Origin of the sequence: Clostridium muellerianum (assembly GCF_012926525.1) — a bacterium.
GTDB lineage: Bacteria > Bacillota > Clostridia > Clostridiales > Clostridiaceae > Clostridium_AM > Clostridium_AM muellerianum.
In genome coordinates, this window is record NZ_JABBNI010000015.1 from 1 (window position 1) to 15864 (window position 15864).

A 15864-nucleotide genomic window follows, 5' to 3' on the forward strand; every position below is an offset into this window, starting at 1 on the left:
CTGTAAAAAATGAAAATGTTAATAAGATAGAAAAAATAGCAAAAAACAAGCCAGAATTGTTAAATTATCAAGATCCTAAGTATGGAGCAACCTTGCTGCTATGGTCAGTAGGATCAGAAAAATATAAGTCAGCAGAAGCATTATTAAAATGTGGTGTAGACCCTAATATAGCAACAAAGGTTGCAGGAGAAACTCCACTTTTTCGAGCAGCAGGTTTTTCATGGGTAGATAATGAGGTGAAAAAAGATCCTAAATATGTAAGACTATTATTAAGTTATCATGCAGATCCAAATAAAAATTATATAGGAAGAAATGATGATGATATAAAAAGTGGTAAAAGTCCTTTGATGAATTCAGTTTCAGCTGGAATTGAGAAAACAAAAGCTTTAGTGGAAGCAGGAGCTGATATAAATTATAAAACAAAAAAAGGAAAGACTGCAGCGATTTGTGTATTGGATATCGGAGGAGGAAATGTTACAGAGGAAATGAGGAGATATGCATATTATTTAATTGCAGAAAAAAAAGCAAAAGTAAATGAATCCTATTATATTAGTAATCCTAATAGAAAATTCTATCCAGTAGATAGCTTAAGAGACTGGACTATTGAATTAGGATCAGAAGAATATAAAATGAAAATGGCAATTGTTAAAGAATTTGCTAATCAAGGAGTAAATTATTGGGACACTAAGATTTCTGATGATACACTTGAACATATAAAACAAATCCATCCTAACGATTGGGAAGAATATATAAAGAAATATTAGGACTGTGCTTAATTAAGGCATATTAATAAAGATAACAAGTCAAAGGTTTGTATATTTGATTTGTTATCTTCTTTATATGAAATTAGTAAAAAAGCTATTAAAGGAGTAAAGAAAGAAGGCATAAATGCGAAGAAGACTAATTATTATTATGTCAATTCTAGTAATTATAATATGTGCTGGTTTTGCAATAAATGATATTAAAGTGTGTAATAACTAAAGATCCAGTATTCGATGTTAAAAGCTTTAATCCTAGTAACATAACTAAAAAAGATTTTATTTATACTGGTGTTGATATACGAAATACTTTTAATGAAAATGGCACAGTGAAATCCTGGACTGACTCAGCTGATACTTATATTAAATCTAATCCAGACTTAGCAAAGGTATATGGTGGCAATAATGAAAAATAATAAAAAAGAAACAAGTTTAAAAAAAGAAAATAATTTAAGCAAGAATAAATATGAATACAAATTAATCTATTATGTAATTTGTTATGGGATTGGATATGTTATATCATTATGTGTTACTGGTGTACCTAACTTAATGTATTTAATACCTATTAAACTAGATGCAATATTTATATCTGTAATGATAGGTACATTTTGTAATATATATCATTATAATATACCTGGAGATAGAGGACGTCATTATATGTTTAGACCATTAATGATAGGAATATTATTGATATTCATAATACTTATCATAACTAAGGTATTACTTTTATTTGGAGTAATTGTAACACCAGATCCTTTTGGTGGAATGCTTGGAATGAATGACAAGTATCAAACAAAACTGTTCTAATTTTTGTAAGGAATCAGGCACCATTACAAAGCTTGGAAGTTAACAGACAATCTCTGTTGCTACAGTTGATACTTATATTAAATCTAATCCAGATTTAGCAAAGGTATATGGTGACAATAATGAAAAATAATAAAAAAGAAACAAGCTTAAATAAAGAGAATAAAAAGAAATACGAATACAAATTAATTTATTATGTGGTTTGTTATGTGATTGGATATATTATATCCTTGTGTGTTAGTGGTGTTCCTAGTTTAATATATTTGATACCAATAAAAGAAGATTCACTAGCAATATCTACAATTATGGGTACTATTTGTAATTTGCATCATTATAATATATCTGGGAATAGTGCACGTCATTATATGTTTAAACCAGCATTGATATTAATTGTAACAACAGTAATAATGCTTATCATAATTAAGGTAGCAATTGCACTAGGAGTAATTACAGATCCTAATCCTTTTTTTGGGTTTATCAAATAAAGGCTCAGGATAATTTTAGCTATAGGTATTGTGACTACATGACATATGAACAAATCAAAAGTTTGTATATTTGATTTGTTATCTTCTTTTGATTATTCGTAGAAGGGCAAATCTTAAATTTAAAGAAAGACTAAATTTAACAAGAAGTTTTGCTTGAATATTAGTTCCTATTTTTAAATCAATTACTAAGAATCTATAGGATTTGCAGATTAAGGGGGGAAAATTATTCTTTGGAGATATAAAGCAATGGTCATTTGGATTTAAAGAATTAAAGTTTTTTTTATTTAAGAAAAAGATTTATAAAATTTGTGGAAGAAAACAAATAGATAGTGAAACAAAGAAGGAATGGTGTAAAAACTATTCCTTTATTTATAATGTGATTTTTAAGTATGAAACGAGTTTAACAAATAGAAAGTTCTTATAAGTAAATATATTTTAAAACTAGGTTAAAGTTTAAAGAATAACTATTAACAAAAATTTAAAGCAGAATCAATATATTTACATTTTAGTCATGTTATAATAATATTTGAATAATATGTAACCTAGGATGATTATAAATAAAAAGTAGATTTTGTTTAAAAATTAGGTTAATAATAAGTTCTTACATTATGTGAAAAAATAATCTTTATCTTAGATTTTAGAAATCATATAATAATTTTTAAAACAATTATGAATTGATAATTAAAACATATATGCATGGAATTTATAAGTTTATAGTGAGGTAATTATGGGAAAGAGTGATGAAAAAAAAGTAAATTATGAGTTATTTGAAAAAACAATATCTGAACTTACTGATTTACACAAAGAATTAGAAAATGAGAAAAAAGAATTACAGAATAATAATACTACATTAACAGAAGAATCTAATTGGAAAGGTGTTTCAAGAAATTATTATAAAAATATAACTGTAAAACAGGAAAAAGCTTTTGAAAAAATAAATGATTCATTTAAAAATTTAATATTGAGTTTAAATGATACATTAAAGAAGTTTGACAGTTTGGATAAAAATATTTCAAATAAGTTTGAAAAATAGTAAGGAGGAGAGCAATGGGGTGTCATTGTAGAGAAATATCAATAATTGAGAGTGATCTTGTAGTAATTAGAAATGCTGTTTCAAAATTAGGAAATATGGTTACAAGCAGTGGAGAAATATCAAAGAATACATTTAAGTATGCAGAAAATCTTAATAGTAATATCGATATGACCAATAAGCAAAATGTAGTATTCACATTAAAGGATTTAAATAAAGATGAACCTAAGGGAATATCTAGTTGTGAAAAAGAATGTACAGATTACAAGATACAACTTGAAAATAGACTAGAAATTTTAAAAATGGAAGATACATATTATCATGAACATGATGATTAAAAAGGTTGAAAAGGAGGTATATACATGGCTGGATCAGATAGAGATTATTTGGTAGAATTACAAACTTTAGTAGAGTGTATACTTAAGTATTCTGAAATACATAATAATATTTCACAGAAAATAAATTCAGCTAAGAGTTCTGTTGAAGGACTATATGAAGTTGGCTGGAAAGGTGAAAGCAAAGATGCATTTAAGAAAACATTTGATAATTGGATAAAGGATGCTAAGGCTTTTAATGAAAATTTAGCTCAACTTGAAAATGCACTTAAGGTTATGTATGAAAAGGATACAGAACTTAAGGATGAAGGAGGAAAATTATTAAGATTTTTATAGGAGGCAAAAATGAGTAAACTTGCAATAAAATATGCAGGTTGTCAAGATACTGTGGACAACCTAAAAAATATTAGTTGTGTTAAATATGAAGATTTAATAAATAATTTGACTTATGTACTGAATTCATTAAATAAATTGACATATAAACCAGATACATCTCGAATAAGTAATTCTATTAACAAGGCTAAGGAAAATCAAAAAAAATTAATGAATTTTGCAAATGGATTAGAAAGTTATGCAAGAGAGTTATATGCATTTGATAATACATTTTACAATAATTTTGTTTTATTAGATGGGACAAACCTAAAAAGTTATAAAAACAATATAGGAACCATGGAAATAAGTGATGAAGAAATAGAAAAGATATTTTTTAGTGACAAGAACAGTTTGGAAAGATATTTATATTTGCTTTCAAAAGCGTTAAGAAATGATTTGAGTTCAAAAGATAATTCTTTAATCAATGCAATAGGAAAAGAAATGTTTAAATTTTCAATAGATCCAGGAAAGATGAAAGCATTAAAATTTCTTTTAGGAGGAAATTCATTTGAAATAATAGAGAATGGTGAGAAGATATTTATTAAATTAAAAAATAGCAAATTAAATCCTAATGATTTAGGAAAATGTGCTAAGTATTTTCACGATGAATTTAAAATGTTAAGGGATAAAGAGTTAAAGAGAATTTTAACTGGACGAAGCTCTAAAAACATTAATAAATTGAAAGATTATGTAGATAAATTAATAAATAAAGGTGTAGAAATTTATGATGGTGAAAGTGAAAAATGGACTAAAGATGCAAATAAAATATTAAAAGGGCGGTATGATGATTTAAATAAATATATTAAAATGGCTAATCTAGAAGATGAAGAACGTATTTTTACCAATGCTAAGGATGGTGCAATAGAAGATTTATTAGGAGAAGTAAAATACATTAAATCAGGTCAAGTTATTAAGGATGTAAAAAACATTAAAATACCGGTAAAGCATATAAAAGATATTAAAATATCATCAGGAGTAAACTTGTTTGGGAAAGCTTTTGGTGTTTATGATAAAGGGAAGACTATTTATAATAATGCAAATGATGATCTTAAAGATGAAAATGGAAAGTGGACTTTAGCTAATGGTGAAAAAACTAAGAAATTTGTGGTAGATACAACAGTTGATCTAGGCTCTAGCGCAGGAGCAGTAGCAGCAGGAGCAGCAATCGGATCTATAGTGCCAGGTGCGGGAACTGTAGTAGGAGCAGCAGCAGGAGCAACAATAAATGTATTGATAAACTATAAATACGGAGAACCACCAGAAAGTACTGTTGACAAAACGAAGAAGTTAGCTAATAAAGCTGTAGATAAAATAGGAAGTTATATAGGAAAAGTATTTCAGTAGTAATTTGGAGGAAATATTATGTTAGGATTAAAAAAATGTTCAGAAGAAGATTTTCATCAATTTATATATTCAAATTCAAAGTATCATCCTAGAAATACAGATGGTAAATTAATTGGTAACTTAATTGCTATTTTGATTTTTTCAGGACTAGGATGGTTTTATATTGAACAGAGTCATATAAATTGTCCTTATTTGATAAGTATAATAATTAAAATAATTATTATAGGAGATATTGGTCTTTTTATATTTAGTAGAATAAATAAGAAGAAATATGCATTTAAGTTTCAAAAGTTTTTTATAATTATTATAGCAATAAATTGGTTTGTATTTTCTTTACTTGCATATCCAATGCCATTAATTGTATTTTATTGCCATAATAATGTTTTGTTTAAGATAGTAATATACACAATTATATTAGTATGCATATATTCAATATTTGTTTTTATAAGACTTATAATTTTAATTAGAAAAGGTGAAATGGGAAAAGATTGCGTTGGACTGAATGAGAGACTTTTTGGTAAAAAAATAAGATATTTAGGATTTTCGATTCCAGTAATAGTCATAGCAAGCAAATTAGGACGTAGAGCAACAATAGATATGCAGAATAGAGGTATTAATATGGGACCACCAATATTAGTGTTTGTATTAGCGTTTATAATACAGGTAGCATTAGTCAGTATTATTCCAGAATGCATTATAGTGGTATATTGTAAATCAAGATTTGAATCCTTTAATTTCTCATATGAATCATATTTAAATAGAGGAAAAAAAGGAAAAAAACCAATGAGGCAAAAAAATAAATGATACCAAAATAGAGGATATTTTGGTATGACATAATATAAAGGAAAAATTAAGAAGTGGTAAATGGAGGGAACATTAAAATGAAGATTAAACGAAATCCGTTAATTTTTCATAATGTATTAAGTATAAAAGTAATTTGTAAAACAAATGAATGGGTAAATCATGCAAGGGAATTAAGAAACTCAATTATTAAAAATGGTCTTTATGTAACAGGACCAGTAATATATACAGTTGAAGATGTAGATAAAGAGAATAATACAGCTAAAGTTGGTATATATGTACCTATAAATACAGAGATTGATTTAGAACCAAATAATAAATATGTATTTATAGAAGAAATGAAATTTGAAGATGGTTTGATACTTAGACATGCTGATTTAGATGATGATATTGAGACTGTTACTTATGATACGTTAAGAGCGGCTGCTGGAAATTACAATTTAAAATTAGTAGAACCTTTTTATAATATATATTTAGATGTTTTTGGTGGTGGTGTAATTGATGTTTATGCACCTATAGAAAAAAGTATGTAATTTAGTGGAGGAAAAAATGATTAATAAGCATGACTATATTAGATTAACAAATGTAATTTCTCAAAAGTATTACTTTAATTATAAAGATTTTGAAAATGTAATGAAGGAGTTTCTTGATGAAGTAAATGCTCTAAAAGTGCACATAAAAGGGTTTCCGTTTTATTCTATTAATATGTTTCCAACTATAAATGAAAATGTAGGTATGGAGTTCTTTATTTCAGTAGAAGAAGATTACATAGATGTACCAGAAGGTATGGATTTTCATAGTTATTTTAGTATTGAAAATATGGTTTCTACTACTGTATTTAATGACTATGAAAAAAACAGTGAAGAAGCTTATTCAAAGTTACAAAGCTTTATAAAAGAAAATAAATTAGAACAAACAACACCATTTTTTAATGTGCCATCAGGTGATGATACATTACAATATGTGTTTTTAAAGATTGGGGTTATTTAAGTAAATAATACTGTTTCCTTTTAGTATAAAGTAAGTCTAATTATATATTTATAGTATTAACAAGAGCTAATGATTTTCATCAAATCATTAGCTTTTGTTATTATGTCTAGAAAATTTAAAGTAGCAAAGAATTATGATAAATGAGCTGACACAAAGATTTAAAATACATCTAGAGAGATATGGAAAAAGCGTAAAAACAATTTCCCTTTTGATTTTTATACATTTTTATCACACATTGATAAAAAGTATTTATGAAACTCAAGATTTTCAGTAAGTTCAGGATGAAATGATGTAGCAAGAATATTATTTTCTCTAGCAGCCACAACATTTTCATTAACTTCACAAAGGATATTTACAGTATTGTCATAACTAGAAATGTAAGGGGCTCTTATAAAAATAAGAGGAATGGGGTTAGGTGAAACTTCTTTAATTATTTTTTTAGTTTCAAAGCTATCAATCTGGCTTCCATATGCATTTCTTTTTACTTTTATATTCATAACCGAAAGATAGTTATTTTTATCATTTTCAATTTCTTTTGCAAGTAATATCATACCAGCGCAGGTTCCCCAAACAGGCATACCTTTTAATATTTTTTCTCTTAGCGGGGTAAGTAAGTTAGTTTCTTTTAGAATTTTACCAATTACAGTACTTTCTCCTCCAGGAAGAATTATACCATTAACATTTTCTAAATCACATAAGGTTTTAACCTCTAAGGTATCACAACCTATGGATTTTAAATGATTTATATGTTCAATAAATCCACCTTGAAGAGATAGGACTCCAATCTTCATGGCTTACCAGCCCCTTTCAGCATACCTGTTGTCTAAATCTCTTAAATCAAGACCTTTGATTGGTTCGCCTAAATCACTAGAAACTTCAGCAAGTACTTTGGGGTCATTATAGTAAGTAGTTGCAAGTACAATAGCTTTTGCTCTTTTTTCGGGATTAGAAGATTTGAATATACCAGAACCTACAAATACACCTTCAGATCCAAGTTGCATCATAAGGGCTGCATCTGCTGGAGTTGCAATTCCGCCAGCTGCAAAATTAACTACGGGAAGTTTGCCTTCCTTCCAAACATATTTAATAAGATCATAAGGTGCACTTAGTTCTTTAGCAAGAGTCATAAGTTCTTGCTTGGAAGAATTTTTAACTTTGCTTATTTCATCCATCATACATCTCATATGGCGTACGGCTTCTACAACATTTCCAGTACCTGCTTCACCTTTTGTTCTAATCATTGAAGCACCTTCGCCTATTCTTCTTAAGGCTTCGCCAAGGTTTCTTGCACCACAAACAAAAGGTACTTTAAAATCCCATTTGTTAATATGATAAGCTTCATCAGCAGGAGTTAATACTTCACTTTCATCGATGTAATCTATTTTAAGATCTTGAAGAATTTGAGCTTCTACAAAATGGCCTATTCTAACTTTAGCCATAACTGGAATTGATACTGCTGATTGTATTTCTTTAATCATTTTAGGATCAGACATTCTAGCTACTCCACCTTGTTTCCTTATATCTGAAGGAACTCTTTCAAGTGCCATTACGGCACAAGCTCCAGCTTTTTCTGCTAGTTCAGCTTCTTTAGGATTTACAACGTCCATAATTACACCGCCCTTTAACATTTGGGCTAAATTTTTATTTAATTCATATTTCTCCATGAAAAAAACCTCCAAATTTAAAAAATATAAAAAATTAAAAAGGCCTTATTAATAATTACCATGGTTTATACTAGTATACTAAAACAAAAGCAAAAATTAGTAAAATGTATGCATACACTTTAAAAACCAACCTGATATAGGGTTTAATAGCTTCTATATCTAAAGTTACAATATAAAAATAATGTGACGCAAAGGTACAGTGGAAGTTTGTATTTTAACTTTTACTCCGTGATATATGATAAGTGTTTCATCACTGCTAAATGTTTCTAATTATTCTAAAGCTCAAAGTTTGTGAAAACCTAAGAACTTTGTCAAACTCGGTTCCCTCAAACAAGACTAAAGTTCTAAGGCTTTCACAAACTTTTCTCTAAGAATAATAAGAAACAATTTAGCTAATGTGATGAAACACTTATCATATATCACTACATAAAAGTTAAAATACAAACTAGTAACTTCAAGCGTATACATATAATTAAATATCAATATTTATGGAGCTAGAAGTATTACTACCATAGGCGTGAGGTAAATTGTAGAAAAATATGAAAAGAATTTTAAAAAAAACTCTTGCAATCTAATAATGATTATTATATAATAGTAAATGTAAAAGATATAAAAAATAAAAATAAGTTGAAGATAAAAATTATTTTGAATTGGAGGAATTAGTAATGAAAAAATTTGTTTGTTCAGTATGTGGATATGTTTATGAGGGGGAGGAAGCTCCAGAAGTATGTCCTCAATGTAAGGCTAAAAAAGATAAATTTGTTTTAAAAGTAGATGGAGAAATGTCTTGGGCTGATGAGCATAAAGTAGGTACTGCTAAAGATGTTGACCCTGAAGTTATAGAAGGTCTTAGAGCTAATTTTACTGGAGAATGTACAGAAGTTGGAATGTATTTAGCAATGAGTCGTCAAGCTGATAGAGAAGGTTTCCCTGAAGTAGCTGAAGCTTATAAGAGAATAGCTTTTGAAGAAGCTGAGCATGCTGCAAAATTTGCAGAATTATTAGGTGAAGTTGTAGATTCTAGCACAAAGAAAAACTTAGAAGCAAGAGTAGAAGCTGAGCATGGTGCATGTCAAGGTAAAAAGGATTTAGCTACTTTAGCTAAAAAATTAAATTACGATGCAATTCATGATACAGTTCATGAAATGTGTAAAGATGAAGCTAGACATGGAATGGCATTTAAAGGATTATTAAATAGATATTTTAAATAAAAAAAGACCATCATCTCTATTTAAATAGATGCCTGTATCTGAAATATGATACAGGTTTTTTTATTTATCATTTTATATAGTTTTTTATTATAACAAAGTAAAAATTTTATGCAGAATATATACAAAATTAATGATTAAATGTATATTGTATTAATTCATAAATAAACACGTAAATGTTAAGGAATATCTATGTGTAAACATATACAAAGTGTTGACAAGTAAGATACACAGCTTTTTAGTACAAATCTAAGTGTAATTTTATGCTATAAATGAGAATAAAAAATATTAAAAAAACATTGCATAATTATAATTAAAGATGTATAATTATTACATCAATCTAAGGAGTAAAAAAGTTTAATTAAAAAAGGGGAGAAAGGTATGGAAAGGTTAAGAAAATCAGAGGAATTTATGATGTCAGTAATTTTGATTAATGAATTGTTAAGGGGATAGAAAATAAATTAAAAGACAATGAAAAACATTATTTTTATTGTACTATAGTTAAAAATTTGAATTGGAGTGAAAGTATTGGATACAGGAATAATAATAAAAGTATTACCCCTACTTTTAAAGGGAAGTGTAATGACAATAGAACTTACTGTCATTGCATTAATTACAGGAACAGTACTTGGAATATTTTTAGCACTTTTAAAGCTTTCTAAAAATGCAGTGTTTAGAATAATATCAAGTTTATATACATGGATATTTAGAGGAACTCCTCTTCTTTTACAATTATTTTTCTTTTATTATGGTTTACCTTTTATAGGAATAGAACTAACACCCTTTGGAGCAGCATCAATAGGATTAAGTTTAAATTGTGGTGCTTATATGGCAGAAATAATAAGGGGTGGAATTCAATCTATAGATAAAGGTCAGTTTGAAGCAGCAAAGGCTCTAGGATTTACTTATGGTGATACTATGAGAAAGATAATATTACCACAAACTTTTAAGGTAATAATACCACCTGTAGGAAATGAGTTTATAGCAATGTTAAAGGATACTTCATTAGTATCAACTATTGCTATGGTAGAGCTTATGAGATCTGCACAACAGATATATGCAAGTACTTTTAAACCTATAGAAGTATTTTTTACAGCGGGCGTTTTATATCTCTTATTAACTACTATATTTACAGGTGCATTTGGAATATTTGAAAAGAAACTTTCTGTTTATTAATAATAAAGGAGAAATTTTTATGGAAAATATAATCGGAAACAATTGTATAGATTTTAATGCTAAAAATCTTATGATAGAAGCTACAAATTTAACTAAGAAATTTAATGATTTAGTTGTATTTGAAAACTTAAATGTTAATGTGGCAAAAGGAGAGGTTTTAGTTGTAATAGGACCTTCTGGATCAGGTAAAAGTACGTTCCTAAGATGTCTTAATCATCTTGAAGAAATAGATGGTGGCAAAGTAGTAATTGAAGGTGAAGAATTAAATTCAAAGGATAAAAAGCTTATAAGAAGAATAACTACAAAAATGGGTATGGTTTTTCAAAATTTTAACTTATTTCCACATATGACAGCCATACAAAACGTAATGGAAGCACCAATTATGGTGAAAAAAGAAAATAAGAGTGAGGTTTTGGAAAGAGCTAAGAAGCTTCTTGAAAAAGTTGGACTTTCAGACAAAGTGGATTATTATCCATCAAAGCTTTCTGGTGGACAGAAACAAAGGGTTGCCATAGCAAGAGCACTTGCTATGAAGCCAGATATAATGCTTTTCGATGAACCTACATCTGCATTAGATCCTGAACTTGTTGGAGAAGTTTTAAGTGTAATGAAGGATCTAGCTAAAGAAGGAATGACTATGGTAGTTGTAACTCATGAAATGGGTTTTGCTAAAGAGGTTGCAGATAGAGTTATATTTATGGATGGTGGAAAAATTGTAGAACAGGGACCACCAGATCAAATATTTTCTCATCCAAAGGAACAGAGAACTAAAGCATTTTTAGAAAAAGTACTTTAAAAAATTAGTGTAAAGTAAGTGTCAGCTGCAGACAACGAAGTTGGCACTTATTTATAAAATTAAGTGTTTGAAAAATAAAAATATCAAGTGATTCTTAGACTCAGGTGGAGTTTTCTTGTGAGGAATACCTCTTACCAGAGCAGAGCTCGTAAAATGCTATTTAGGCATTTTACCCATCTGAGTCTTAGAAGAACTTATCCAGGCGCGTAGCAGTGCTTATTCCCCACTTAAAGAAGATGGGGTATTAGCAATGGTAGCGATCGGATAAAAATGATTTGTACTAAAAATAATGTTATAAATTATCAATGCGGAAAGACGGAGGTATTTTTTTATGAAAGATAAAGTTATATTAGCATATTCAGGTGGATTAGATACATCAATAATAATTCCTTGGCTTAAAGAAAACTATGATTTGGACGTTATTGCAGCATGCATGAATGTTGGCCAGGGTGATGATATGAAAGAAGTTGAAGCAAAGGCTATAAGAACTGGAGCTTCAAAGGTATATATAGAAGATTTAATTGAAGAGTTTGTAACTGATTATTTATTTAAGGGTATAAAAGCAGGAGCTTTATACGAAGAAAAATATATGCTTGGAACTTCTTTTGCAAGACCTTTAATGGCAAAAAGATTGGTTGAAATAGCACATATGGAAGGAGCAAAATATATAGCACATGGATGCACTGGAAAAGGAAATGACCAGGTGCGTTTTGAAATTGGTATAGCAGCATTTGATCCTACAATAAAGGTAATTGCACCATGGAGAATATGGGATATAAAATCAAGAGAAGATGCAATAGATTATGCTAATGCCAAAGGGGTAGAAGTGCCAGTAACTAAGGAAAAAATATATTCAAGGGATAGAAATTTGTGGCATTTAAGTCATGAAGGTGGAGAATTAGAAGATCCTAAAAATGAACATAATCAGGGAATGTATCTTATGACAACACCACCAGAAAAGGCAAAGGATGAAGTTACTTATATAGAGTTGTATTTTGAACAAGGAATAGCTAAGAAATTAAATGGTAAAGATATAGCTCCAGTTGAATTATTAGAGACATTAAATAAAATAGGTGGAGAAAATGGAATAGGAATAATTGATATAGTAGAAAATAGATTAGTAGGAATGAAATCAAGAGGAATATACGAAACTCCAGGTGGAACAATTCTTTATTCAGCACATAAAGAATTAGAACGATTAACTCTTGATAAACCTACATTCCATTACAAACAAACTATAGCTCAAAAATATGGAGAATTAGTGTATGATGGTTTATGGTTTACTCCATTAAAAGAAGCATTAGATGCTTTTGTAGATGTAACACAGAAAAATGTAACAGGTTCAGTAAAATTAAAATTATATAAAGGAAACATAATGGTAGCTGGAGTAGATGCACCATATGCACTTTATGATGAAAGTATATCTTCTTTTGGTGCAAGTGAATTATATAGTCACAAAGATGCAGAAGGTTTTATAAATTTATTCGGGCTTCCAAGTAAAATACAATCTATGACTAACAAGAAGAAGGTAAAATAATTATGAAACTTTGGGGTGGCAGATTTAAAAAAGCTGAAAATAAACTTATGGAAGATTTCAATAGTTCTTTAAGTTTTGATAGAAGACTTTATTATGAAGATATACAGGGAAGCAAAGCACATGTTGAAATGCTTGCAAAATGCGGCATATTAACAAAGGAAGAAAAAGAAAATATAAGAAATGGATTAGATTTAATACTTTCAGATATAGAAAATGATGTACTTCAATTAGAAGGTGATTATGAAGATATTCACAGTTTTGTGGAAACCAACTTAATAGAAAGAATAGGTCAAGTTGGCAAAAAACTTCATACTTCAAGAAGTAGAAATGACCAAGTGGCTGTGGATTTAAGACTTTATGCAAAGAAAAAAGCTTTTGAGGTTATAGAAAACATAGATGAGCTTAAGAATGTAATAGTAAAACTTGGAGAAGAAAATAACTTTTTAATGCCAGGATATACTCATCTTCAAAGAGCTCAGGTAGTAACCTTTAAGCATCATATTATGGCTTACTATAATATGTTATCTAGAGATAAAAAAAGGGTTCAAAATGCTATAGAAATTATGGATGAAAGTCCTCTTGGATGCTGTGCTTTAGCTGGAACTACATACAATATAGATAGAAGCTTTACAGCTAAAGAATTAGGGTTTAAAAAACCAGTAGATAACTTTTTAGATGGAGTAAGCGATAGGGATTATATCATAGAACTTTTATCCTGTTTTTCCATAATCATGATGCACTTAAGTCGTTTAAGTGAGGAATTAATCTTATGGAGTAGTAAAGAATTTGACTTTATTTTGATAGATGATGAATTTTCAACAGGAAGCAGTATAATGCCTCAAAAGAAAAATCCAGATGCTGCAGAACTCATAAGAGGCAAAACAGGGAGAGTATACGGATCGCTCATGTCACTGCTTACCACTATGAAGGGCATTCCCCTTGCCTATAATAAAGATATGCAGGAAGATAAAGAACAGTTTTTTAACTCCTTAGACACAATATTAAGCTGTTTGAAGATAATGAGCGGTATGCTTTCCACCTTAAAGGTTAAAAAGGAAAATACTTTTAATGCAGTAAAAAAAGGCTTTTTGAATGCTACAGAGGCAGCAGATTATCTTGTAAACAAGGGTATGGCATTTAGAGATGCTCATAAGGTAATAGGCGAAATAGTACTTTACTGTGAAGAAAAAGGTAAACCTATAGAAGATATTAATTTAAAAGAATTGAAAAATTTTAGTCAATTATTTGAAGATGATGTTTATCAATTCATAGACTATGAAAATACTTTAAGCAGGGGAATTAAAACAGAGTTAAAATAATAAGGCATATTCAAAAAAATAACAAGTCAGTATGTTAGTATATTTTGCGTCATACTGCGTCAACAGAACCCTTTGATAGAACAACTATCAGCGGAACCTGTTTCCTTATCCATCGCAAAATATACTAACATCTTTGACTTGCTACTTTCTTTCATATGCCTAATTAAGAAAATGAAAAGTTGTTTTAAATTTTTAATGAAATACTTTTTTACTCAGTAAAATAAAGAATATATCTAAGAAAAGCTATGAAATTAGAGTACTAAACCTAGTTTCATAGCTTTTAAATTTAAAATGAAATTTATATTATTATTTTCGCAAAGCATATTTTCATGTTATTTAACATCATGTCTGTCTCTGTTAACATCTCTGTCTCTATCTCTACCAAAGAAAGAAAAAGCATATAAACCAGCAATACCAACAAGAGCATATATAACTCTAGTAAAGCTGGACATTGTTCCAAATATCATAGCAACTAAATCGAAGTTAAAGAATCCAATTAATCCCCAGTTTAGGGCACCTATGATAACTAGTATTAGTGCAATAGCATCCAATGTTCTCATAATTACATCTCCTTTATAATTTTATATAATGTTATTATTCGCATATTTTTAAAAATTATAAGTAATAAAAAAACAGGGAAAAAATTTCCCCTGTTCTTATTCTTTATTTATAATATTTAATTCAATATTCCTATCAATAGGTTGAAATAAAGAAATAAAAGTATTTGTTCTTTGAATACCCTTAACTTTTTGAATTTTAGTCATCAGTAAGTTTTGAAGATCTGCTATATTTTTACAAATAACTTTCATGAATATGGAATATTCTCCTGTTGTATAATGAAGTTCAACAATTTCTTTTATAAGTTTTAAGTCATCTAATGCATCATTAAAGGTTTGAGCTTTATCTAAATATATACCTATAAAACAACAAACATCATAACCAAGCTTTGAATTATCGACAATCAGCTTAGTGCCTTTAATTATTTGGAGGTCTTCCATTTTCTTCATTCTCACGTGAATGGTTCCGCCGCTTACATGACATTGTCTAGCTATTTCTAGAAATGGAGTTCTAGAATCTTTTATAAGAATATCCAATATTTGAAGATCTAATTCGTCTAATCCGTTAACCTTTAAATTCATTGGTATCACTCCTTTTATAATTAGTTTAATAAGTAATTTATAACAAAAACATAGTAATTAAATATTATACAGATAATAAAAATATTAGCCAACTAATATTATAGCA

Annotated in this window: 21 protein-coding genes; 17 read left to right on the forward strand and 4 right to left on the reverse strand. The window is 28.5% G+C overall.

The window, feature by feature from the left end:
• The 12 genes from HBE96_RS09080 to HBE96_RS09135 all read left to right on the forward strand — a co-directional run.
• Positions 1-764, forward strand: a 764-nt coding sequence (locus HBE96_RS09080; protein ID WP_169297458.1) for an ankyrin repeat domain-containing protein, incomplete at its 5' end; no start/stop codon positions are given.
• A gap of 191 nt (positions 765-955) precedes the next feature.
• Positions 956-1174, forward strand: coding sequence for a hypothetical protein (locus HBE96_RS09085; RefSeq protein ID WP_169297459.1), 219 nt, complete (start codon positions 956-958; stop codon positions 1172-1174).
• Positions 1164-1565, forward strand: coding sequence for a hypothetical protein (locus HBE96_RS09090; protein ID WP_169297460.1), 402 nt, complete (start codon positions 1164-1166; stop codon positions 1563-1565). The genes HBE96_RS09085 and HBE96_RS09090 overlap by 11 nt, the downstream gene beginning before the upstream one ends.
• Positions 1566-1684: 119 nt before the next feature.
• Positions 1685-2047, forward strand: a complete 363-nt coding sequence (locus HBE96_RS09095; RefSeq protein ID WP_169297461.1) for a hypothetical protein — start codon at positions 1685-1687, stop codon at positions 2045-2047.
• A 202-nt stretch (positions 2048-2249) separates the two neighbouring features.
• Entirely contained in the window at positions 2250-2471 is a 222-nt protein-coding gene (locus HBE96_RS09100; protein ID WP_169297456.1) for a hypothetical protein, read from the forward strand.
• Positions 2472-2774: 303 nt separating this feature from the next.
• On the forward strand, positions 2775-3080 hold the full coding sequence (locus HBE96_RS09105) for a hypothetical protein (RefSeq protein WP_169297462.1): 306 nt from the start codon (positions 2775-2777) through the stop codon (positions 3078-3080).
• 14 nt (positions 3081-3094) lie between these two features.
• Complete coding sequence (locus HBE96_RS09110; RefSeq protein ID WP_169297463.1) at positions 3095-3415, forward strand: hypothetical protein; 321 nt, start codon at positions 3095-3097, stop codon at positions 3413-3415.
• A gap of 24 nt (positions 3416-3439) precedes the next feature.
• Entirely contained in the window at positions 3440-3748 is a 309-nt protein-coding gene (locus tag HBE96_RS09115) for a WXG100 family type VII secretion target (protein WP_169297464.1), read from the forward strand.
• Between the two features lie 9 nt (positions 3749-3757).
• Positions 3758-5128, forward strand: a complete 1371-nt coding sequence (locus HBE96_RS09120) for a hypothetical protein (RefSeq protein WP_169297457.1) — start codon at positions 3758-3760, stop codon at positions 5126-5128.
• An 18-nt stretch (positions 5129-5146) separates the two neighbouring features.
• On the forward strand, positions 5147-5932 hold the full coding sequence (locus HBE96_RS09125) for a hypothetical protein (RefSeq protein WP_169297465.1): 786 nt from the start codon (positions 5147-5149) through the stop codon (positions 5930-5932).
• A 77-nt stretch (positions 5933-6009) separates the two neighbouring features.
• The gene (locus HBE96_RS09130) at positions 6010-6462 is read left to right on the forward strand and encodes a GyrI-like domain-containing protein (protein ID WP_169297466.1); all 453 of its coding nucleotides are present in this window, start codon (positions 6010-6012) and stop codon (positions 6460-6462) included.
• Between the two features lie 16 nt (positions 6463-6478).
• Positions 6479-6919, forward strand: coding sequence for a DUF5085 family protein (locus tag HBE96_RS09135; RefSeq protein ID WP_169297467.1), 441 nt, complete (start codon positions 6479-6481; stop codon positions 6917-6919).
• Between the two features lie 215 nt (positions 6920-7134).
• Here the strand turns inward: HBE96_RS09135 and pdxT are convergent, their stop codons facing one another.
• Entirely contained in the window at positions 7135-7710 is a 576-nt protein-coding gene (gene pdxT, locus HBE96_RS09140; protein ID WP_169297468.1) for a pyridoxal 5'-phosphate synthase glutaminase subunit PdxT, read from the reverse strand.
• 3 nt (positions 7711-7713) lie between these two features.
• Positions 7714-8583 (reverse strand): pyridoxal 5'-phosphate synthase lyase subunit PdxS, encoded by an 870-nt coding sequence (pdxS, locus tag HBE96_RS09145; RefSeq protein WP_169297469.1) that lies wholly within the window; start codon positions 8581-8583, stop codon positions 7714-7716.
• Positions 8584-9248: 665 nt separating this feature from the next.
• Here pdxS and HBE96_RS09150 point away from each other — a divergent pair.
• The 5 genes from HBE96_RS09150 to argH all read left to right on the forward strand — a co-directional run bounded on the left by HBE96_RS09150 (position 9249) and on the right by argH (position 14619).
• Entirely contained in the window at positions 9249-9794 is a 546-nt protein-coding gene (locus tag HBE96_RS09150; protein ID WP_169297470.1) for an NADH peroxidase, read from the forward strand.
• Between the two features lie 525 nt (positions 9795-10319).
• A complete protein-coding gene (locus tag HBE96_RS09155; RefSeq protein WP_169297471.1) occupies positions 10320-10967 on the forward strand; it encodes an amino acid ABC transporter permease in 648 nt (215 codons plus the stop codon).
• Between the two features lie 19 nt (positions 10968-10986).
• The gene (locus HBE96_RS09160; RefSeq protein ID WP_169297472.1) at positions 10987-11763 is read left to right on the forward strand and encodes an amino acid ABC transporter ATP-binding protein; all 777 of its coding nucleotides are present in this window, start codon (positions 10987-10989) and stop codon (positions 11761-11763) included.
• 331 nt (positions 11764-12094) lie between these two features.
• A complete protein-coding gene (locus tag HBE96_RS09165; RefSeq protein ID WP_169297473.1) occupies positions 12095-13300 on the forward strand; it encodes an argininosuccinate synthase in 1206 nt (401 codons plus the stop codon).
• Between the two features lie 2 nt (positions 13301-13302).
• Positions 13303-14619 carry an argininosuccinate lyase gene (gene argH / locus HBE96_RS09170; protein ID WP_169297474.1) on the forward strand — a complete coding sequence of 439 codons (1317 nt, stop codon included), beginning with the start codon at positions 13303-13305 and terminating at the stop codon, positions 14617-14619.
• A gap of 332 nt (positions 14620-14951) precedes the next feature.
• Here the strand turns inward: argH and HBE96_RS09175 are convergent, their stop codons facing one another.
• Together HBE96_RS09175 and HBE96_RS09180 are read right to left on the reverse strand one after the other, a co-directional pair.
• A complete protein-coding gene (locus HBE96_RS09175) occupies positions 14952-15179 on the reverse strand; it encodes a DUF378 domain-containing protein (protein WP_169297475.1) in 228 nt (75 codons plus the stop codon).
• A gap of 96 nt (positions 15180-15275) precedes the next feature.
• Positions 15276-15758 (reverse strand): Lrp/AsnC ligand binding domain-containing protein, encoded by a 483-nt coding sequence (locus tag HBE96_RS09180; protein WP_169297476.1) that lies wholly within the window; start codon positions 15756-15758, stop codon positions 15276-15278.
• Positions 15759-15864 lie beyond the last annotated feature (106 nt).